The following is a 20,533-nucleotide window of genomic DNA, read 5'->3' as shown; positions in this document are numbered from 1 at the left end:
GATGTCCAATGTAGAGTACAAAAACAATAATAGTAGTTATCACAGTCTTAAAAATCTATATGAGGAAAATATCACGGTCAGAAGCATAGCCCAAGAGTTTGAGTTTTGTGGAAAAGATGAATCGGCCATTGATATCAAAAATGTAATGGAGGAAAAACACTTTGATACATTGGCCGTGAAAGACCAGGGGGAAATCGTTGGTTATATCGATAGACATGAACTTGGCGAAGGGAACATTTCGGATTATATGAAGCTCTTTTCCCCAAGGGAACTTGTATCGGATTCAACGCCCTTGATCCAATTGTTAGGCATTTTTAAGAAGAAAACGAGGGTATTCGTGTTAGAGAATAATTCAATCAAAAAGTTAATCACGCATGCCGACCTCCAAAAACCACCAATCAGGATGCTGATTTTTGGCTATATCACTTTATTGGAAATGAGACTTAGTGATATTATCATGCATCGATTCGGGGGTGAAAGCTGGTATCCGATGATTAGTGAGGATCGTCTACATAAGGCAAGTGAATTATATGAAAGGAGAATGGAGAAAAATGAGGAGATTAATTTAATTGAATGTCTACAAATTAGCGATAAATTCGACATTATTCATAAAGATAAAGAGTTGAGAACATTTTTTCAAATCCCATCCAAAAGTAAGGGGAAGAAAGATGCCAATGCCATCAGGAAGTTACGGGATAAGATTTCGCATGCTAATGAACTTGGGATGGATATGTCTTGGATTGAAATCATAGAAGTGGTCGAAATCTGTGGCCGCTTGCTGGAAATCTCTGAGTCCTATCATTATGAATGGGGATAAACAGATAGAAGGATTGGAGAAAAAGGGAGAGTGCTGGTTGCTCCATTTTCAATATCCCGGAAAACCTTGAGGAAGTCGTTAGGAGAACCTGTTAGTATGCGGTTCTTTTTTTTGTTGCGGAAAAAAGCTGCCTGAATGGAAGGCAGCTTTTCTCGGTCTTTAAAATTCAGGCAGTTCATCCAGATTATTTTCTTTAATGCCATCAGGCTCACTCCGCAAAATGTCCCGACCATATTTATGAAAGACATCTACGTTTGCGAGTGCACCAGCCTTGGCTTCTGAAAGAGCGGTGGGATAGTCCAGTTCCCTTCCGGTATTTGTCTTGATGGCGATGATATTATCCTCTTCATTCTTCCGTACGGCGACAATTTCTTCTTTGTCGTTCCCACCTTGTTGGTTTGCTTGTGGCGTTCCTTGTTGTTTGTAGGATTCATAGGCTTCTTCAAATGTGTCCATTGTACACCTCCTCTTTATAGGGTGAACCATTTTTCCAGCAATATACGAACTGGTTTTCGTCATCATTGAGCCGGATTTCTGTCATAATGGGCCGAATTTTCGGCTAGGATTTACGTTTGAACCTAACTTGATTGGACTTTTCTGTTTGGCATGGCACTTGCATTATAAATAAGTGGAAGTGAGAAAAACACGGACCTAAGGGAGGAATAGAATCATGAATGTAAATCAGGGGACAAGTACGGTGGAATCGAAAACATTGAAGGATGTTAAAACAATGAAGGCAGCGGTCGTCAATGAATTTAAACAAGAGCTTGAAATAAAGGATGTACCGATTCCGGATTTAGAGTATGGTGAGATTCTAGTTAAAATTAAGGCATGTGGCGTATGTCACACGGATTTACATGCAGCACATGGCGACTGGCCGGTGAAGCCAAAGCTCCCGCTTATTCCTGGACATGAAGGAGTAGGGATTATCGAGAAGGTAGCAGAGGGCGTCACAACATTGAAAGTCGGTGACCGAGTAGGGATTCCATGGCTTTATTCAGCATGTGGCGACTGTGAATACTGTTTAACGGGCCGTGAAACGCTCTGCTTGGATCAACTCAATGCAGGATATTCGGTGGACGGAGGATATGCGGAATATTGTAAGGCACCGGCAAAATATGTTGTCAAGGTTCCGGAAGGGCTAGATTTTGCCGAGGTCTCCCCAATTTTCTGTGCAGGTGTGACGACGTATAAAGCGCTTAAGGTTTCAGAAGCAAAACCAGGGGACTGGGTCGCAATCTATGGTATTGGCGGACTTGGGCATGTTGCGCTTCAATATGCGAAGGCGATGGGATTCAATGTCATTGCCGTCGATATTCAAGATGATAAGCTTGAGCTGGCAAAAGAACTAGGAGCGGATTATACAGTGAATGGGTTGAAGAATGATCCCGTTCAAGCAATTAAGGATAAAGTTGGTGGCGTACAAGCAGCTATTTCTGTTGCCGTAACGAAAAAAGCATTTGAACAGGCTTACAGTTCAGTCAAAAGAGGCGGAACACTCGTCGTGGTCGGATTGCCGAATGATGAACTTCCTATCCCTATTTTTGATACGGTATTAAATGGGGTAACTGTGCGAGGTTCAATCGTTGGTACAAGAAAAGATTTACAAGAATCTCTTCAATTTGCGGCAGATGGAAAAGTACGGACGAATATTGAAACAAGACCGCTTGATGAAATCAATGATGTGTTTAAAATGATGGAAAAGGGTGAAATTAACGGTCGTATCGTTTTAACAATGGAATAGAAAAAAATGAAAGGGTGTCCTATTAATGGGGGCACCCTTGTTCATATAAGAGTCAGGTATGTTTTTTTTCATTTAGTATATAACGTAATTTCCTCATTGAAATCTGTAGGCGCTTGGCGGCTTCATTCCGGTTTCCATACGTTTTTTGAAGGGTTTGCAGGACGAGCTCTTTTTCGATGGTAGATTCGAACTGTTTGATTTCCAAGAGTATGTTTTCAAGCGTCAGCTCATCTTTTTCATTAAAATCGGCTACAAGTTTCTTCCGCCATTCTTCGAGAGGGTTTTCAGGAGAGTGAAGATCCATTGTAGCTTGTTTCTTGGGTGAAATGACCTGATGGGTAGGGAGAACGATATCGTCCGCAGTGATATCCTGTCCATGATCTGCGAGGGTTAAGGTTCTCATCACGGTATTAGATAGCTCACGTATATTTCCGGGCCAGTCGTATAGCTGTAATTTTTCGATAGCCTCTTGTGAAAAGGATACATCTGCCTGACCATTCCTTTCGACCAGATGCTCGACAAGGAGAGGGATATCCTCTTTTCTATGACGTAATGCTGGTATTTCAAGAGTGACAACATTCAGGCGGTAAAATAGATCCTCCCGAAATTTATTGTTTTCTACTGCTTGCTGAAGATTTTCATTAGTGGCAGCTACCAATCGTGCGTTGGTCCGTAATGTCCCACTGCTTCCGACCCGCATAAATTCCCTAGTTTCCAAGACCCGCAGAAGCTTGACTTGGATGGCTGGACTGGCATCAGCAATTTCATCAAGGAAAAGGGTTCCATTTCCGGCTATTTCAAAAAAGCCTTTTCGTTGTTGGGTTGCACCGGTGAATGCGCCTTTTTCATGGCCGAATAATTCACTTTCAAGCAGGGATTCTGAAATGGCTCCACAATTAATCGCGATAAAGGGCTCGTGGTTACGCGGGCTTGCTGAGTGAATGAAGCGGGAGAGCACCTCTTTACCCGTTCCCGTTTCCCCTTCTATTAAGACATTAACCGATTTTTGAGCGACTTTGAACGCCATTTCTGTCAGTTCTTTCATTATGACACTTTCACCGACGATGAGACCGGAGTCCCTGGCCAGTTTCTGAAAGAAATGCTGATTCACATCCGTGTTTTCATTCAGGAGGTTTTCAATCTGCTTTTCTAATATCTCAATATCGGCAAAGGGTTTTTCCATATAATCACTTGCGCCAAGTTTCATTGCGCGGACGGCGGTCTTGACTGTGCTGTAACCAGTCATGATGAGTGCCTTGCAACGAGGTTGTTTTTGTTTGAGGTGTTGTAAAAGGGAAAGGCCGTCACAATCGGGAAGCTTCAAATCAATCATCGCAGCATCATAATGCTCCTGATTAAAATCGATTGCATAAAAGTCCTTTCCACTATGTATGACGTGTACGTTGTATCCTTTCATCGTAAAAAGCCGGGATAAAAAGGTACCCACCTCTTTTTCATCGTCCACTACAAGTAAATGAATCATGTTATTCACTCCTCTCATCTTCTGTCGGTAGGGGGATCTTCAGTGAAAATATACTTCCTTGGCCTGGCGTACTCCATACGTCAATTTTGCCGCCATGATCTTTCGCGATGCCAAGACTAACAGACAACCCCAGTCCAGTCCCCTTGTCGCGGTCTTTTGTCGTATGAAAAGGGTGGAAAATAAGAGGGAGGCGCTCGGCTTCAATTCCTGTCCCATTATCAGCCACCTGGACGATCATATATTCCTCTTCTAAAAAGGTCTGGATGGTGATTGTTTTTGGGGCTGATTCATCAAGATCACTCAAGGCATCCTTGGCATTCAATAACAAGTTGATGATAATCTGTTCAATCTGCTGTTGGCTGCCCTTGATGTACGGCAGGTCTTCCTGTAGGGAAAGGTGAATGAATATTTGTTTCTTCTCGAGTTGGAACTTCAGCAAGTTCAAAACTTGGTGGATGGCTTCGTTCATAGAATAATAGTGGAACTTGTATTCATCCTGCCGTGAAAAGGTAAGCAGACTTTTTACGATTTGCCTGCATCGGTCGCCGCAATTTTGGATATCGGTTAGCAGGTTGTAATCATGGTGTTCCGGAAGTGTGCTTCTCAATAAAAGCTGAGAGTTACCAATGATGGCGGTTAATGGACTATTCAATTCATGGGCTATTCCCGCTGCCATTTCACCGATGGCCCCTAGCTTGTCGGCATGAAGTAATTGAGCTTCCATTTTTCTTCTTTCGGTAACATTTTTATAATAAGCGATAACACCGTATACTTGCTGTTCCTTGTTTTGAATGGGGTAGGCGTGCATTTCCATTATGGCTCCTTGCTGAAGAAGGAGTTCCTGAAAACCTGGCTTATCAAGTGAGAAGGTTTCTTGAATGAGAGCTTGAGAGGCCTTTTTCAAAGGTTCTAATTCAAAAAAATCCTTGGCTGCATCATTGGATTTGTAGACCCCACCCTCCCGGTCAAAGACGACAATCATATCTTCTACCGCCTTAAAGGTATCCTCCCATTCCTGCTTAGAATGAAGTACTTCCATATAGAGCAGAGCATTTTCGAAAGTTAGCGCTAGCTGATTGGATAGTTGCTTTAGAAAATCTAACTCCTCTTTGAGCCATGCTGTGTTATTCTTCCTGCCGAAGGTTAAAATCCCGATTTCTTCATTTTTTCCGTACACAGGAATCAAGAGGAGCGTTTCTATCTGAAGGGACAGAAGTTGTTCTTTTTCTGGAAAAGCAGGGAGGATCTCGACGTTTATCTGGATCGGTTCCTTTATCGAATGTAATTGGTCTTTGGATTCAATGTTAAGCTCGCATGGTCCATTAGGGCATATATGGAGTATAGTCGGATCTTCTTCATATAAAATAATGAAATGACAGTCATCAAATGAGATCAGTCGTTTTAGTTTATCGACTACATTTCGAAGAATAAGATGAATATCCAAGTCTCCGTTCATGTTCTTGGTAATATCATTCATGATTTCAAGTTGTAGATTCTTCTTTTTTAACTCATCGACGGTCTTCTTTAGTTCAGTGTAGTATGTTTTTTTCGAAGACCGTACACCGGTCATTAAATCTATCATTTCATTTTTGTTCATGGTTGCACCTCCTATAGGGCTGTAAGGAGCAATTGTTTAATCTGTTCTATGGACATATCACGAGGATTTGTAATCATGCAGGCATCATCAATAGCGGTCATGCCTATTAGTTCAATCATATCCGTAGTAATGCCGACATCCCCTAAACTTAGAGGCACGCCTATATCTTGGGATAACTCCCGAACGAAGGCAACAGCGGCGGCGCCTGATTGTTGCTCTGTTAAGGTCCGTGTGTCGATTCCCATGATTTCCGCAATATCGCTGAATCGCCTAGGGGAAGCAATTCGGTTGAAATCCATGACATGGGGGAGAAGGATTGCATTGATTTCCCCATGTGGAAGCAGGTACTTTCCGCCGATGGCATGGGAAATCGCATGGGCGGCTCCTAAAATGGCGTTGGAAAAGGCAAGTCCGGCTTGCAGGCTAGCCATGGCCATCGCCTCTTTTGCTTCTTCATTATTTTTAGATTCAACAGAAGGGCGTAGGTAACGGGAGACGATGGAGAGGGCGTTCTGTGCTTGAACATCAGTAAGTGGTGTTGCTGCGATAGAAACATAGGCTTCAATGGCGTGAGTCAAAACGTCCATACCCGTTGCCGCAGTCAAGTCTGGATCCAAAGTTGTCAACGTAGCCGGATCGATGATGGCAATATCGGGTACGAGCGACTTTGAGATGATCGTCATTTTCTTCTCGCGGAACGAATCGACAATCACCGAAAATTGGGAGACTTCCGAGCCGGATCCAGCCGTGGTCATGATCATCACCATGGGTGGAAGAGGCGAATGGACTTTATCGACCCCTTCATAATCACTGGTGACTCCGCCGTTTGATGCCAATAAAGCGACCCCTTTGGCGACATCCAGCGCACTTCCTCCGCCAACCCCTATGATGGCATCACACTCATGATTATGAAACGTCAAACAGCCGGCTTCTATTTCACGGTCTTTAGGATTTGTCGTTGCATCGATAAAGGAAGCGTAGGCAAGTCCTGCATCTTGACAGGATTTTACGACGATATCCAGCCAGCCGGCATTGGCTACACCAGGGTCACTTACAATCAGCACCTTTTTGGCCCCTAAACGTAGGCATGCCTCTCCCGCTTGCTCTATCGAACCTTTTCCAAAAATCACTTCAGGCATCACGAATTTAGTAATGGACATTCTCGCCCCTTCTTCCCTGATTAAAGTCGTATTCTCTTTGTACTACTTTCCAGAAAAAAAGCTAAATTCCTGTACGTTCGAAAGAATTTTTATATAGGATGACAAAAAAATAAATCGTATCCCAGCGTAAACGCTTATAAAAGGTATTATAGACTAGCGGGGAAATGGGATAATTAGGATGAATATACCTATTTTAAATATTCTGAATAATTTACAATGGATTATAAGAATCTATTGAAATTAGGAGGAAATCTATGAAAAAACCATTTCTATCTCTTACATTAGCTACTACGTTAGCGTTGGGAGGCATTAGTAGTACCACTGCATTGGCGGCACCTGCTCATTCATCTCCGAGTGAAAAAGCCCCCTCCACAGATAAGCAAATTGTTAAGAGAATCAATGTCGACAAAATCTACAAGAATATTGAATACCTCTCTCAAACACCTCGCGTGGCTGGGACAGAATCGGAGTATAAAGCGGTCCAGTTCATCAAAAAGCAGTTTAAGTCATATGGCTACAAAGCGGATATTGAAGAGTTTCAATTCTTATCCTACACAGATCCTGACAAGGTGGAACTGGCTTTCGACGGATATGATGGGGAAGTTCAACCAAAACATTTAACCTATTCCGTAAATGGGGACGTTTCAGGTGATGTGGTATACGCTGGATTAGGAACGTTGGAGGAGCTTGAACAAGCCAATGTTGCCGGAAAGATTGCTCTCATACAACGAGGAAGCCTTTCTTTTGCTGAGAAAGTAGTGAATGCAGCTCAAAAAGGGGCTGTGGGAGTCATCATTTACAATAATGCAGAGGGAGATTTAAACGGGACACTCGGAGGAGTCAATGACCAATATGCACCGTCTGTCACAATTACGAAAACGGCAGGTGAAGCAGTCGTAGCAAAATTGGAAAATGGAGAAAAGGTGAAGGCCTCCTTGAAAATCGAGGGTGCTTCTTCGGGAGAAAAAACGTCCTATAATGTAGTGGCAACGAAAAAAGCAACCAAGAATATAAAGGCGAAGAAGAGTGACATCATATATGTAACCGGACATCATGATTCAGTAGCTGGGGCACCAGGTGCAAATGATGATGCATCAGGGACTTCTGTCACGCTTGAGCTTGCCCGTGTTCTGAAGGATCTGCCTACAGACACGGAAATTCGCTTCATCACCTTTGGAGCAGAGGAAAATGGATTGCTAGGTTCGCAGGATTATGTGGACAATCTATCAGAAGATGAAATCAACAGAAGTATTGCAAACTTCAATCTGGATATGGTCGGTAGTAAGGATGCTGGGGACTTGATTCTCTTGACGAACGATGGAGAACCGAATCTAGTAACGGATCTTGCACAGGCTTCTAGCAAGAGACTGAACGGTGTAGCTACCCCTTATGGAGAGGGAGGTCGAAGTGACCATGTATCCTTCTCTGAAGCAGGTATCCCTGCTGCCTTGTTCATACACAATCCATCAGAGCCTTGGTATCATTCCCCAGATGATACGATTGATAAAATCTCAAAAGAAAAGCTTCAAGATGTAGCACGAATTGCGGGGACAGCGGTCTATGACCAAGCAAAAGTGCAAGAGAAAAAACCGAAACCGAAACATAAAAAAGGTAAGAAACAAAGAATGCCTCATTTACACTTCAAACAGGATATTAGATAAACAATGAAAGCCAAGAGGATGCAGATTGCATCCTTTTTTTGATTTATTTTAAAAAAAGGAGGTAAAAAGACTTAATGCTATATCGAGATTGTTGTGAGGAAATTCCTATGAAGCTACTAAAGTAGCGTATTTATCCCTATTTATCTCTCGGACTTTAATCCTTATAATGGAAAATATGTAAAATATGACATTTGTTTATTCGAGGAATTATTTATGAGGTGATTCTTTTGGGATACGTACAAGGACGGAGTGACGCTCACTCTACGTTTTTCTTTAGTGAAATGGATAGTATGAATGGGAGGAATACCCGATTAGAACAGAAGGATACATGTAGAAATATCCGATTTAAAGAAGTTGGTGTTGTAAATGACGACGATTAAACTGAATCATTCCGCCGTGACCAAGCAATTCGGCCAGGTGAAAACGGCCGTGGATGGGACGACAATGGGGGCACTGCCGGCCGATCAGCTCGGCAATAACGATCTGAGCTTCACAACGAAATGGGAGGAACGGGAAACCAATCTGGAAAAGACCTTCAATCAATATCTGACGATCGTCAAAAAGAATCTGGAAGACACCCGGGCCAACGTGGATTTACTGAAAGAGCAGGATGAAGCCATCACCCATATTGCACAGGGGTATCAGCCATTATGACGATATTCGAAGCTAAGCCTTTGAAGTCGGCCGTCAAGTCACGGGCCAAGCAATATGAGGACCTCAAGGGGCAGGTCGAAACGCTTAAAAAGGAACTCCAGGGAATCGTCGACCTTGATGAAGAATTGGCCGGAGCCGGGGCGACGGCCATCAAGAACTTTTACCGGGCACAGGTCACCGTGGCGAATGCCTGGATCGAATTATTCTCCACACAAATCAGTTTCCTAAAAGGCATTCCGGCCATATTGGAAGAAGCGGACCTATCCGGTGAAACCGTGGTCGAGGTCCCCTTTTTAGAGGGGGAAGTGACCCACGGTCTTTCCAATGCCAAATCGATGGTGAACCAGCAGTCCACCGATCTCCAGAAGATTTTTCAAAACATTGATGATATCCTTCCACTTACGGTGTTCAAACAAGAAGATTTCCATGAGAAAATGGAAAAAGCCGAAAAAGAAAAGAATACGACCATCAAGAAAGTGAAGGATGTAGACAGTAAGCTGGTCGATGAATATTAAGTGAGCGAGGGTCAGGAAAAAGTGGCCATTGGACTTGTGCAGGCCCTCATTGAAGCCACCAGTCAGGACGGTACCATATCCCCGATGAACTTCAACCAAAGCGCCTTTCAAGCGAGTGCAGCCTATCAAGTGAAGGGCGAAGTGGCTGCCAACATGAAAGGCTACCGGGAGTTCAAGAAACAAGAGGCCGAAGCGCGGAAGCTCGAGAAGGAAATGGAAGCAATCTATGCAGGGCTGGCCAAACAGAATATTAAAAGCAATCGAAGCGATGATTCAATAATGGATTCAAATACTGGGGACTATGCTTTAACATTTGAAGGGAAAAGGAAGGTACTTGGTGGTAACGGTTCAGGAACTCCGGATGGCCTAGCCCCATATGCCATAGCGGCAACTGATTTCCTTCTAGGCGATATAGCTACTATGATTGGTCCCGGTTCCACTACAAATGAAAGAATAACAGCTGCAGCGTTCACTTTCATTAAACCCATAAAAGTCTTAGATAAGGGTCATGATGTGCTAAAAGGTGTTAAGATTAAGGATGCTGGTAAGGGTATAGATAATGCTAAAGATATAAACAAATTAACTGTTGATGATATACCAACTGCAAAGAGTGGGAATTTTAATAAATTCTTCAATTCCCTTACAAGTAATGAACTAGACGAACTTTGGAAAGATAAAAAGATTAGAAAGAAAATTGAACGTCAGCTTAGAGAACCTGGAGGTTTACATGAATGGCACTTAGTTTCAAGAGCTCCGCAATTTAAGTGTTGGAATATTGGTGCTGAAGAGATTAAAGACTTAAGAACAGCTATATCCGGGTCAAATTTGTCAATCCAAAGGGTGTTCACGGAGGATTAGGCTCAACTAAAGCACATAATGAATTGTTAGCAATAATAGATACTTCTAGCGACTATAATACATTTGTTAGACGGCTTAATAATTGGGCTAATTATAGATTAGAGGGTGGAGTTTCGTCTTTACCACAAGGTCTAAGATTAAAGTAGGAGGGTACTATAATGGAAAAACAAGGATGGGTTTCAATTTGGTTAGGGAATATTAACGATGAGGACCCAATAGGAGAGTATGTTGATTTAACGTATGATGAGGATGGCGAGTCTGTCCCTTCCCAATTCTTTATCGATTTTAATATTGATATGGATGAAACTGATGAGGATACAATAGAAAAAGCAGTCTATAAGAATAGTAGTAGTGATATATCAGCATTATTAGATGGGTGTTCGTATGAAGAAATTGTCATCCCAAAAATCCAGAAAAGTATAAACCTAAAGAAATCATATAATGCAGTAATTTTAATATATAATTTTGAATATAACAATGAAATTAGTTCAACTGGTGCTTTTGATTTTATTGCTACTACTAATTATGAATAAGAGAACTCTTAAAGGTTCTAATTAGTAAGTCTCCAGGCAAAGAGATTGATATACCTGAGATAATGTAATTTATGTGAAACCTTGATTGGCAAAGTGACTTTCAAGGTTTCTTCTTTGAAGAGATACCTAGTGACGAATGAACTATTTATTACTTACAGAATAGAGATAACCCTTGCAATCCCAAATTTGATGTTTTTACAAATTATATAGTACGTACAACACCTTTTAAACGTATGCCCAATTTACTCTTAATTTTGTTAAGTAAATAACCATAATATCATCAGTTATCACCATTTTATTCTCCAAAGCTATACCTAAGGGACAACTGATTTAGAGGATAATTTTCTAACTAAATATGATGAGGGATGTTTGGTTATCCGCAGACTTTTTAGTTTATCTTACTTGTGGACATTGAATAAATACGAAGGTAAGTAAAACATATTTGGAAGGAATAATTTTAATAGGCAAAACATAAAACCTAGACGAATAAGTGGTCTAGGTTTATATGTGTTTAACATACACTTCAAGTTTTTAGCTTCGGAAGGATATATCACTTCTTTATAGGTTTTGATGAAGGGATAAAAACCCTCTACCTGTTTTATTTTAAATAGGCTTGGGTTGTTTTAAGAGCTTGAATATTGCTATTGTAGGGATATTCATATTATGAAGCGGAGATGTGGTTTCTTTGATACATATATTAATTGCAGATGATGATCGGCATATTCGAGAGTTACTGAAATTTCACTTAGAAAAAGAAGGATACATGGTGTTCGAAGCGAAGGATGGGAATGTGGCTTCCTTATTATTAGAGAAAGAACGGATTCATCTGGCTGTTGTGGATATCATGATGCCTTATAAAAACGGACTGGATCTTTGTAAGGAGATACGCGATCAATATGATTTACCGGTTATTTTACTTACGGCTAAGGATCAGCTCATTGATAAAGAAAAGGGATACTATGCCGGGACGGATGATTATCTCGTTAAACCCTTCGAGCCACAAGAGCTTTTATTTAGAATAAAAGCGCTTTTGCGACGGTACCGTATGGTGAATGCTGAGTTAATAACATTAAATCAAACCATCATCGACCGAAGAAGTTATGAAGTCCGAATTCAGGGAAATACATTGCTTCTTCCGCTTAAGGAGTTTGAACTGCTTGCTCAATTAGGGAGTTTTCCCGATCAGGTTTTTACGCGGGAGCAACTTATCGAACTTGTGTGGGGAGCAGATTTTGAAGGGGATGACCGGACGGTGGATGTTCATATCAAACGGTTACGTGAACGATTCACAGGACGTACGGATGATTTTGTCATCACGACTGTCAGGGGATTGGGATACAAGCTGGGGGTCAAAAAATAGTGAAAACACTCTATTTTCGAATCGTTGTCCAAACAATCTTAATCATGGTGCTTGCTAGCGTCATTGCTTTTTTACTTTCTAATGTGTATTACCATCAAGTTCTTAAACCCTACAATGGAGAGAAAATCAGCAAGGTCGCAAGGGAGATCGTTTCTTTGTATGAGGAAAATCCTGATCAGGATATTGATGCTTATTTAAACCATGTATCAGGATTGCATTACCAGCTGTACTTAATCAATGAACAGGGTAAGGCTACTTCTTATGGCAAATCGTTTCATCAAACGGATTTGGATGGGGATACGGTTTCTGATGTCTTGAACGGGAAAGTCTATGAAGGGATTGAAACCTATAATAACGGGCTGTTCATTACCGGTTTTTTTGAAGATGCATTAGAAAATAGTATTGGGGTTCCGCTGAACGTGGATGGCGAAAAATACGCCTTGTTCGTTAGGCCTGATATTGAAAAGCAGTTTGGGGAAATTCGCTTTTTCCTGGCCGTTTTGCTCGTTCTTATGATCTTACTTAGTTTCTTTTTCATTATTTTTAACACACGTTTTCTAGTTAAGCCCATTACCAAATTAACGGAAGCGACAAAAAGGATTGCTGATGGGGATTATAGTGGTGAATTGAACGTTACCCGTGGTGATGAAATTGGGGATTTGGCGAAACATTTTTCGAAAATGACTCAGAGCATCCAACGATTGGAAGACATGAGACAGGAATTCGTTTCCAATGTTTCACATGAAATTCAATCTCCGCTCGCCTCGATCCAGGGCTTCTCCCAAACCCTGCAATCGGAAGAGTTAACGAAGGAAAAACGAAAGGAGTACTTGTCCATTATTGAAAAGGAGAGTCGGCGTATGTCGGCAATGAGTAAGCAGCTTCTGATTCTCGCTTCATTGGATAAAGGAGACGATCCCCTACAGCGTACAAGCTTTGATTTAGCTCAGCAAATAAGGCAAGTGCTGTTCATGCTGGAATGGAGTTGGCGGGAAAAAGACATGGTGATTGAAATGGATCTACCATCCACCATGATTTCTGCAGACGAGAAGCTGTTAATTCAAGTATGGACAAACCTGATAACGAATAGCATTAAGTACTCTGAAAGTGGGGGTTCAATCATGATTCGCATCAAAAAAATTGGCCGGATGGTCGAAGTGATCATTAAAGACACCGGTATGGGGATGGCCGATGAAGAGCTTCCTCATATTTTTGAACGGTTTTATAAAGTTGATAAAATGCGTAATCGCAGTGAGAACGGGAGCGGCATAGGTCTTTCCATTACGAAAAAGACGGTGGAACTTCACGGTGGAACGATTGCGGTTCAGAGTGAACTTGGGGAAGGGTCTACTTTTTATGTTCGTTTGCCGCTTATGTAATCAATTGTTCATCTTCCATTCATAATGATTCATTACAATCGATGTATACCACATGAACATAAGGGATTGGATGTTCAAACGGTAACAAAAGAATTGGGAGATGAAAAAATGTTTTTAGCAATACGTGAGCTGAAACATTCAAAGGTGCGTTACTTACTGATCGGGTTGATCATGGTTTTGGTCGCATGGCTGGTCTTTATCATTTCTGGATTGGCTAATGGACTTTCAGCTGAAAATGCTTCATCGATACAAGGCATGGATGCTGACTATTTCATGATGGAGTCTAACGTGGAGCATAAACTAAACCGATCTACTATTCCGCTGGATACATTAAGTGAGGTTCGTTCTTCAACGGGTGTTGAAGGAGCGGAGGCCCTGGGTCAAATGATGTTGACCTTCAATAAAGAAGGTACATCGAAAAAGACGGATGTCACGATTTTTGCAACGGATGCCAATGGGTTCCTTGCACCCAAAATCGTGGAAGGGAAAAGCTATGATAATAAGAAGAAAGGCGATATAGTAGCCAATGATTCTTTAAAAGAGGACGGCTATAAGGTAGGGGATACGGTAGTAGATGAATTATCCGGTAACAAATTCACTATCGTAGGATTCACCGAAAATCAATCCTACAGCCATACACCTGTTGTATACATGAACGTTAAGGGATGGCAGGGGATTAATCCTCGGTTGAAAAACACGGACGCAATTAGCACAATTGCGGTTCAAATGGATCAAGTAGGTCCGTTGAAGTCTGTGTCTGATGTGGATCTCATTACGAAGGATGAGATGCTTCAAAGTATCCCGGGATTTAAAGAAGAACAAGGTACATTGGCGATGATGATAGCCTTTCTGTTTGTGATTGCTGCATTTGTTCTTGCTGTGTTCTTCTATGTCATCACTTTACAGAAGACGAATCAATTTGGAGTCATGAAAGCACTCGGAGCAAGTACTGGCTACCTTGCAAAAAGTATCGTGGGCCAAGTGTTCATGCTTGCGGTGGTATGTATAGCAAGTAGTGTTGCACTAACATACGGGGTCACTTTCATCATGCCAGAAGGAATGCCTTTTGAATTAAGTACTTCTTTGGTCATTCAATATTCGATTCTTTTATTGATTGTTTCGGTATTGGGTTCCTTGTTATCACTATATCGAGTCTCAAAAATTGATGCCATTGAAGCCATTGGGAGGGTAGCATGATGAATCATAAACTATCATTCGATCACGTCAGCAAAATTTACGGTGAAGGTGAGAATATCGTGAGGGCTCTTGACGATGTTACCTTTCAAGTGAAAGCTGGGGAATTTGTGGCCGTTGTTGGTCCATCAGGTTCGGGGAAAAGTACTTTCCTCTCTATAGCAGGTGCTTTACTTTCCCCAAGTAAAGGTAGTTTGCTTTTAAATAATGAGGATATAACATCATTTTCTCCGAAGAAATTAACACGTGTCCGTCTAGAGAAAATTGGCTTTGTTTTTCAATCATCCAATCTTGTTCCGTATCTTACCGTACGTGACCAGCTTCTGCTTATTTCAGAACTGATTGGGCAACGTGACAAGAAAGCTGTGAAAAAAGCTGATGAATTACTTAGTCATCTCGGGCTTAGTCATCGGTGCAATCATTTGCCAGAAGAGCTTTCAGGCGGTGAGCGTCAACGGGTAGCCATTGCGCGGTCGTTGATGAATAATCCAGACATCATTTTAGCAGATGAACCCACTGCAAGCCTTGATTCAAAGCGGGGGCGAGAGGTAGTGGAAATGCTTGCGACCGAGGTGAAGTTAAGAAACAAGGCAGCCATCATGGTGACGCATGATGAGAGAATGTTAGATTTGTGTGACCGTGTCGTCAACATTACGGATGGCAAGATTCTTCTATAAAAGGTAGTATGCAGGCTACTGTATTCCGGTTTATCGGGAGTACAGTGGCCTTTTACCATTCCTGATTTAAGAGATGAATTATTTTAACAGATTAAGAAAATCAATGAAGGAATCAAGAAATTACGTGTTACTATATAGCAAGGAAATTGTTTATATAAAGGCGGGTAAGTTACATATGAAAAAGACTTCTTTAGATGTTCTCATTATAATAATAGGTGCGTTCATTTTTGCGTTGGCAATCAATCTTTTCGTTATTCCCAATGATCTCGGTGAAGGTGGAGTAACGGGGATTACCATCATTTTATTCTATTTATTCCAGTGGTCACCGGGCCTGGTAAGTTTCATTATGAATGCATTCCTTCTGATTGTCGGATATAAATTTTTATCGAGGATTACAACCATTTATACGATTATTGCCGTCACCTTCCATTCTCTTTTTCTACATTTGACGGAGAATTGGAACGTTTCGTCGGATGAAATCGTAATCAATGCCATATTTGGCGGTGTGTTTGCTGGTGTAGGAATTGGTTTGATCATCCGGGTGGGCGGTACGACGGCAGGTTCTACCATTCTTGCTCGGATCACAAATAAATATTTAGGCTGGAGCATAAGTTATGGGTTATTGTTCTTTGATATAATCGTGGCCGTCTCATCCTATTTCATTATCGGTGCGGAAGGTCTCATGCTAACCATCCTTATGCTATATATTGGAACGAAAGTAATGGAGTTCATCATTGAGGGTGTAAACCCGAAAAAGGCAATCACCATCATCTCGAAAGAAGCAGATCTCATTGCGAAACAAGTTACGGTTAAAATGGATAGAGGGGTCACAGTTTTTGATGGACATGGCTACTATACGAAAGATGCGAAGGAAATTCTATATATTGTCATTAGTAAACAAGAGGTCGTCAAGTTAAAGAGAATTGTTCAGTCTACCGATAGCCAAGCTTTTATCGCGATACATGATGTAAGAGATGTATTTGGTGAGGGGTTCGTGGATATTTCGAAGTCATAAAATCATTTTGGGAGCCGGATTGGGCTCCTTTTTTATATGGAAATAAATGTACTTCATTTCAAGGGGCCTAGCAGGGCTTTTTTTATTTCCCTGAAAATGACAAAAAAATCTGTGAATTTCGAATAAATTGTTATATTATGTAAGTAAGAATCCAACCATCATGAGGAATACAGCCATTATATATGGAGGTGTTTAGCATGATTCTTTTAAAAGTGGATGACAGAAAGTTTGGGAAGTGCAATATTAAGTACAGCGTTGTGGATAAGGAAACGGATGAATTACTTATTAGTGGTGTGTTCGAGGAATTTGGACAAGCAAGTGATAAGTATTACGAATTGAAGGAAGAGTATGGGTCATCCAACGTGAAAATGGTTTTGAAGTGAATGGAAGGGAAGCCTTTTGGTTTCCCATTTCTCTAATGAAATACAGCTTGCATTCTGAATGGTTGAAAAAGATGAAGAAATACCCAGAATGGATATCCGTTCAAATTATATAATCAGGAGAAGGAATAATTCTTGGGTATTCAATCATATAATTTAGAAGAAGAAACGTAATATATTCGTAGACTTATACATTTAATTGTAAGTAATGTCATTAAGTGGTAATATAAAGAAAAAGAAATGTAACCGATTACAATTAGGTTTGTAAGGTGGTGGTTTATCTTTGAATAGAATAGTGAAATGACAGTTTATAAGACATCTACTTTTCATACTTTATGCAAACGTTTTCTTAAAAGGTATAGGAATTTACGGAAAAAGGGAGAGTTGATAGGCATGAAGCGTAAAAAATGGTATGGGGGAATCTTTTCTATTTTATTGATATTTAGTGTGGTCTTAGCAGGTTGCTCTTCTTCTACTGGCGGGGACAGTGATTCCGATAATAAAGATAAAGTGACGCTGGATATTTTCCAATTTAAAGTAGAGTTTAAGCCGCAATTTGAGACTCTGGCCAAGCAGTATGAAAAAGAGAACCCAAATGTGAAAATCAAAGTATCGACAGTTGGCGGCGGGAATGATTATAAATCAGCCATTACCGCAAAATTTGCTTCCGGTGAGGAACCAGCAGTGTTTAACATTGGCGGACCGATCGATGTGGAACAATATAAAGATAGATTATCAGATTTGAAGGATACGAAAGCTGCAGAGGCAGCACTAGATGGGACGTTGGATGGCGTTGAAGAGGACGGGCAGATTCTTGGGCTTCCATTCAATCAGGAAGGGTATGGCCTGATTTATAACAAAAGGGTCTTTAAAGAAGCCGGAATCAAGGCGGAAGAACTTACAAGCTATACAGCTCTAGAGGATGCAGTGAAGAAGCTGGATTCACAGAAAGGCAAATTGAAGCTTGATGCAGTATTCGCGTATCCGGTCAAAGAGAAATGGGTAACGGGAAATCATTTATCCAATGTCTTTTTAGCACCGGAGTTTGATGGAAACGTGTTGACGGCAAGCAAGGCGGAAACCGTCAAGTTCTCGGATGGAGACAAGTTCAAACAACTGGTCGATATTCAAAATAAATATTCTGTTCAGCCAACGGCAAGCCTTGATTACTCCCAACAAGTAGAAGAGTTATTCTCCCTTGAAAAGGTTGCAATCATCCAGCAAGGGAACTGGGTGTATAACACAGTGTATGACATGGATCCCGAATTAGCTGAAAATGGCATAGGCATCATCCCTATTCCGAATGGGGACACGGCAGCCATGCCGGTCGGGGTACCGAACTATTGGGCAGTAAATAAGAAATCGGATGAGAAAGTTCAGGAAGAAGCGAGGAAATTCCTAGACTGGATGTATACATCCGATGCAGGTAAAAAAGCTGTATTAGAAGATTTTAAATTCATTCCAGCCTATGAAGGGTATGACGTTGAAAAAATTGCCGATCCGTTATCAAAAGAAATTTATAAGTATTCACAAGAGGGAAATACCATTGGATGGGTGTTCAATGGATATCCAGTCGGGTGGAACGATGATCTGGGTGCAAGTGTCCAAAAATATGTAACCGGTAAAATGACATGGGATGAACTCGTCAAACAAAACATTGAAAACTGGGAGAAAATCCACAGTAAATAGGCATTCCGTTAAATAGGGAAACAACCAATCGAGCCTAACTTGTGTCGATTGGTTGTTTGTTCTATAAATATATCCGCTACTTACACACTATATTAGGAGGTCGGTTTCAAATGCGAAATCGAGATGCTGCATATTGGCTGTTCTTGACACCTGTTCTAGCCGCGCTCATTTTGGTCGTGATCGTGCCGCTCATTTACGGGTTTTATTATTCATTTACGAATTGGAACGGTTTGGGTACGCCCGATTTCACGGGTCTCAAAAATTATATAAACCTATTCTCGGACAAGGGCTTCCTGGATACATTTTGGTTCACCATCAAATTTTCTGTAACAGCGATTGTGGTCATAAACGTTCTTGGTTTGAGCTTGGCACTTATCGTGACTTCAAAACTGAAATCGAGCAACCTTCTTCGGACCATTTTCTTTATGCCGAACTTAATCGGTGGATTGATTCTTGGTTTCATTTGGCAGTTCATCTTCATCAAAGTCTTTGGTGCCATTGGCGATGTAACCGGCATAGAGGCATTTAATGGTTGGCTTTCCACAACCGAGACTGGATTTTGGGGATTGATCATTTTAACGTCCTGGCAGATGGCGGGATATATCATGATCATTTATATCGCTTATTTACAGGCAGTTCCTGAAGACCTGATTGAAGCGGCTAAAATCGATGGGGCCAATAGCTTCCAACGTTTTCGCCATATAACTTTTCCGCTTGTGGCACCAGCCTTCACGGTTAGTTTGTTCCTGACGCTTTCACACTCTTTCAAAATATATGATCAAAACCTTTCTTTGACGAACGGTGCGCCATACAATTCAACAGAAATGGTCGCAATGAACATTGTTAAATCCGCGTTTACCGAAAATGATATGGCTTATGCACAGGCCAAGGCCGTGATCTTTTTCGTGATTGTGGCAGCCGTTTCCTTGACACAGGTATATATCAATAAGAAAAGGGAGGTTGAGCTATGATGAGAAAGAATTGGAAGCTTTGGCTGGTCGGATTGATCGGGTTTGTATTGGCCTTGTTATGGCTCACCCCTTTTTATTTAATGATCGTAAATGCTTTTAAAATGAAACGCGAGATTTTCTCTGACACATTGGGCTTGCCGGATACCTGGACACTAGAAAATTTCACTCAGGCCTTCGAACAATTGGATTTTCTTCGGACTTTATTCAATTCCATCTTTATATCGGTTGTCAGTGTCGTGATAATTATTATCTTTTCAGCAATGGCCGCATACGCGCTATCACGAAATAAAAGTAAATTTAGTTCTTTGCTGTTCTTCGTGTTTGTGGCAGCCATGCTTATTCCATTCCAATCGGTGATGATCCCGCTTGTAGCCCAATTTGGTCAGATGGGTATGTTGAATCGCACCGGATTGATCATCATGTACTTAGGGTTTGGATGCAGTCTCTCCATATTCCTATATCATGGTACTTTAAAAGGGATCCCCATCACGCTGGATGAAGCGGCTAAAATCGATGGAGCCAACCGTTTTCAAGTATTCTGGTATATCATTTTTCCATTATTGAAACCGATGTCAATCACGGTCGGGATCTTGAATGTCATCTGGATTTGGAATGATTACCTTTTGCCATCGCTTGTTATCGGGGGTGCGGGATCTGAGACCATTCCACTTAAATTATTCTTCTTTTTCGGTCAATATACGAAACAATGGCATCTTGCCTTGGCAGGACTTACCTTGTCAATCATTCCAGTTATCATTGCGTACTTTTTTGCCCAAAGACAAATTATTAAAGGAATTGCTGACGGTGCGGTTAAATAACTATTTAGATATAGGGAATAATAAGCCC

Annotated in this window: 20 protein-coding genes; 16 read left to right on the top strand and 4 right to left on the bottom strand. The window is 41.3% G+C overall.

Annotated elements, in window-relative coordinates:
- The first annotated feature begins 1 nt into the window (after window position 1).
- Window positions 2-817 (top strand): hypothetical protein, encoded by an 816-nt coding sequence (locus ACIQXQ_RS15390; protein ID WP_402872137.1) that lies wholly within the window; start codon window positions 2-4, stop codon window positions 815-817.
- 159 nt (window positions 818-976) lie between these two features.
- On the opposite strand, the gene ACIQXQ_RS15385 is transcribed toward ACIQXQ_RS15390, so the two are convergent.
- Window positions 977-1,273, bottom strand: a complete 297-nt coding sequence (locus tag ACIQXQ_RS15385) for a DUF3892 domain-containing protein (RefSeq protein ID WP_402872134.1) — start codon at window positions 1,271-1,273, stop codon at window positions 977-979.
- Between the two features lie 274 nt (window positions 1,274-1,547).
- Between ACIQXQ_RS15385 and adhP the strand changes: the two genes are divergently transcribed.
- A complete protein-coding gene (gene adhP, locus ACIQXQ_RS15380; protein ID WP_402958646.1) occupies window positions 1,548-2,561 on the top strand; it encodes an alcohol dehydrogenase AdhP in 1,014 nt (337 codons plus the stop codon).
- A 52-nt stretch (window positions 2,562-2,613) separates the two neighbouring features.
- Here adhP and ACIQXQ_RS15375 read toward each other — a convergent pair whose 3' ends face one another.
- From ACIQXQ_RS15375 to ACIQXQ_RS15365, 3 genes are read right to left on the bottom strand one after another with little or no spacing between them, the layout of a single operon-like run.
- A complete protein-coding gene (locus tag ACIQXQ_RS15375) occupies window positions 2,614-4,044 on the bottom strand; it encodes a sigma-54-dependent transcriptional regulator (RefSeq protein WP_402958551.1) in 1,431 nt (476 codons plus the stop codon).
- Between the two features lies 1 nt (window position 4,045).
- Entirely contained in the window at window positions 4,046-5,641 is a 1,596-nt protein-coding gene (locus tag ACIQXQ_RS15370) for a sensor histidine kinase (protein WP_402872128.1), read from the bottom strand.
- 11 nt (window positions 5,642-5,652) lie between these two features.
- Window positions 5,653-6,801 carry an iron-containing alcohol dehydrogenase gene (locus ACIQXQ_RS15365; protein WP_402958549.1) on the bottom strand — a complete coding sequence of 383 codons (1,149 nt, stop codon included), beginning with the start codon at window positions 6,799-6,801 and terminating at the stop codon, window positions 5,653-5,655.
- A 254-nt stretch (window positions 6,802-7,055) separates the two neighbouring features.
- On the opposite strand from ACIQXQ_RS15365, the gene ACIQXQ_RS15360 reads away from it, so the two are divergent.
- From ACIQXQ_RS15360 to ACIQXQ_RS15295, 14 genes are all read left to right on the top strand, one after another.
- Window positions 7,056-8,462 carry a M28 family peptidase gene (locus ACIQXQ_RS15360; protein ID WP_402958547.1) on the top strand — a complete coding sequence of 469 codons (1,407 nt, stop codon included), beginning with the start codon at window positions 7,056-7,058 and terminating at the stop codon, window positions 8,460-8,462.
- Window positions 8,463-8,828: 366 nt separating this feature from the next.
- Window positions 8,829-9,116 (top strand): YwqI/YxiC family protein, encoded by a 288-nt coding sequence (locus tag ACIQXQ_RS15355; protein ID WP_402872120.1) that lies wholly within the window; start codon window positions 8,829-8,831, stop codon window positions 9,114-9,116.
- Window positions 9,113-9,631, top strand: coding sequence for a T7SS effector LXG polymorphic toxin (locus ACIQXQ_RS15350; RefSeq protein ID WP_402958545.1), 519 nt, complete (start codon window positions 9,113-9,115; stop codon window positions 9,629-9,631). Before ACIQXQ_RS15355 ends, ACIQXQ_RS15350 begins: the two co-directional genes overlap by 4 nt.
- Entirely contained in the window at window positions 9,632-10,489 is an 858-nt protein-coding gene (locus tag ACIQXQ_RS15345) for a hypothetical protein (RefSeq protein WP_402958543.1), read from the top strand.
- Between the two features lie 158 nt (window positions 10,490-10,647).
- Window positions 10,648-11,022 carry an immunity 22 family protein gene (locus ACIQXQ_RS15340; protein ID WP_402958541.1) on the top strand — a complete coding sequence of 125 codons (375 nt, stop codon included), beginning with the start codon at window positions 10,648-10,650 and terminating at the stop codon, window positions 11,020-11,022.
- 685 nt (window positions 11,023-11,707) lie between these two features.
- The gene (locus ACIQXQ_RS15335; protein WP_402958539.1) at window positions 11,708-12,382 is read left to right on the top strand and encodes a response regulator transcription factor; all 675 of its coding nucleotides are present in this window, start codon (window positions 11,708-11,710) and stop codon (window positions 12,380-12,382) included.
- Window positions 12,382-13,761, top strand: a complete 1,380-nt coding sequence (locus tag ACIQXQ_RS15330; protein ID WP_402958537.1) for a sensor histidine kinase — start codon at window positions 12,382-12,384, stop codon at window positions 13,759-13,761. Before ACIQXQ_RS15335 ends, ACIQXQ_RS15330 begins: the two co-directional genes overlap by 1 nt.
- 108 nt (window positions 13,762-13,869) lie before the next feature.
- Entirely contained in the window at window positions 13,870-14,958 is a 1,089-nt protein-coding gene (locus ACIQXQ_RS15325; protein ID WP_402958535.1) for an ABC transporter permease, read from the top strand.
- Window positions 14,955-15,632, top strand: coding sequence for an ABC transporter ATP-binding protein (locus ACIQXQ_RS15320; protein ID WP_402958533.1), 678 nt, complete (start codon window positions 14,955-14,957; stop codon window positions 15,630-15,632). Before ACIQXQ_RS15325 ends, ACIQXQ_RS15320 begins: the two co-directional genes overlap by 4 nt.
- A 175-nt stretch (window positions 15,633-15,807) precedes the next feature.
- On the top strand, window positions 15,808-16,647 hold the full coding sequence (locus tag ACIQXQ_RS15315; protein ID WP_402872314.1) for a YitT family protein: 840 nt from the start codon (window positions 15,808-15,810) through the stop codon (window positions 16,645-16,647).
- Window positions 16,648-16,844: 197 nt separating this feature from the next.
- On the top strand, window positions 16,845-17,030 hold the full coding sequence (locus tag ACIQXQ_RS15310) for a hypothetical protein (RefSeq protein WP_402958531.1): 186 nt from the start codon (window positions 16,845-16,847) through the stop codon (window positions 17,028-17,030).
- Window positions 17,031-17,420: 390 nt separating this feature from the next.
- Window positions 17,421-18,716, top strand: coding sequence for an ABC transporter substrate-binding protein (locus tag ACIQXQ_RS15305; RefSeq protein WP_402872101.1), 1,296 nt, complete (start codon window positions 17,421-17,423; stop codon window positions 18,714-18,716).
- Between the two features lie 110 nt (window positions 18,717-18,826).
- Window positions 18,827-19,687: a carbohydrate ABC transporter permease gene (locus ACIQXQ_RS15300; protein WP_402872097.1), complete on the top strand. Its 861-nt coding sequence runs from the start codon at window positions 18,827-18,829 to the stop codon at window positions 19,685-19,687.
- On the top strand, window positions 19,684-20,505 hold the full coding sequence (locus ACIQXQ_RS15295) for a carbohydrate ABC transporter permease (protein WP_402872094.1): 822 nt from the start codon (window positions 19,684-19,686) through the stop codon (window positions 20,503-20,505). The genes ACIQXQ_RS15300 and ACIQXQ_RS15295 overlap by 4 nt, the downstream gene beginning before the upstream one ends.
- Window positions 20,506-20,533 lie beyond the last annotated feature (28 nt).

The sequence above is a fragment of the Peribacillus sp. NPDC097198 genome, assembly GCF_044762055.1.
Classification (GTDB): domain Bacteria; phylum Bacillota; class Bacilli; order Bacillales; family DSM-1321; genus Peribacillus.
This window is presented reverse-complemented; position numbering and strand designations above follow the sequence as displayed.

What these genes read in the sequence shown, in the direction of transcription:
- ACIQXQ_RS15390 (WP_402872137.1), top strand. Translation starts at nt 2, where the DNA reads ATGTCCAATGTAGAGTACAAAAACAATAATAGTAGTTATCACAGTCTT.
- ACIQXQ_RS15385 (WP_402872134.1), bottom strand. Translation starts at nt 1,273, where the DNA reads ATGGACACATTTGAAGAAGCCTATGAATCCTACAAACAACAAGGAACG.
- adhP (WP_402958646.1), top strand. Translation starts at nt 1,548, where the DNA reads ATGAAGGCAGCGGTCGTCAATGAATTTAAACAAGAGCTTGAAATAAAG.
- ACIQXQ_RS15375 (WP_402958551.1), bottom strand. Translation starts at nt 4,044, where the DNA reads ATGATTCATTTACTTGTAGTGGACGATGAAAAAGAGGTGGGTACCTTT.
- ACIQXQ_RS15370 (WP_402872128.1), bottom strand. Translation starts at nt 5,641, where the DNA reads ATGAACAAAAATGAAATGATAGATTTAATGACCGGTGTACGGTCTTCG.
- ACIQXQ_RS15365 (WP_402958549.1), bottom strand. Translation starts at nt 6,801, where the DNA reads ATGTCCATTACTAAATTCGTGATGCCTGAAGTGATTTTTGGAAAAGGT.
- ACIQXQ_RS15360 (WP_402958547.1), top strand. Translation starts at nt 7,056, where the DNA reads ATGAAAAAACCATTTCTATCTCTTACATTAGCTACTACGTTAGCGTTG.
- ACIQXQ_RS15355 (WP_402872120.1), top strand. Translation starts at nt 8,829, where the DNA reads ATGACGACGATTAAACTGAATCATTCCGCCGTGACCAAGCAATTCGGC.
- ACIQXQ_RS15350 (WP_402958545.1), top strand. Translation starts at nt 9,113, where the DNA reads ATGACGATATTCGAAGCTAAGCCTTTGAAGTCGGCCGTCAAGTCACGG.
- ACIQXQ_RS15340 (WP_402958541.1), top strand. Translation starts at nt 10,648, where the DNA reads ATGGAAAAACAAGGATGGGTTTCAATTTGGTTAGGGAATATTAACGAT.
- ACIQXQ_RS15325 (WP_402958535.1), top strand. Translation starts at nt 13,870, where the DNA reads ATGTTTTTAGCAATACGTGAGCTGAAACATTCAAAGGTGCGTTACTTA.
- ACIQXQ_RS15320 (WP_402958533.1), top strand. Translation starts at nt 14,955, where the DNA reads ATGATGAATCATAAACTATCATTCGATCACGTCAGCAAAATTTACGGT.
- ACIQXQ_RS15315 (WP_402872314.1), top strand. Translation starts at nt 15,808, where the DNA reads ATGAAAAAGACTTCTTTAGATGTTCTCATTATAATAATAGGTGCGTTC.
- ACIQXQ_RS15310 (WP_402958531.1), top strand. Translation starts at nt 16,845, where the DNA reads ATGATTCTTTTAAAAGTGGATGACAGAAAGTTTGGGAAGTGCAATATT.
- ACIQXQ_RS15305 (WP_402872101.1), top strand. Translation starts at nt 17,421, where the DNA reads ATGAAGCGTAAAAAATGGTATGGGGGAATCTTTTCTATTTTATTGATA.
- ACIQXQ_RS15300 (WP_402872097.1), top strand. Translation starts at nt 18,827, where the DNA reads ATGCGAAATCGAGATGCTGCATATTGGCTGTTCTTGACACCTGTTCTA.
- ACIQXQ_RS15295 (WP_402872094.1), top strand. Translation starts at nt 19,684, where the DNA reads ATGATGAGAAAGAATTGGAAGCTTTGGCTGGTCGGATTGATCGGGTTT.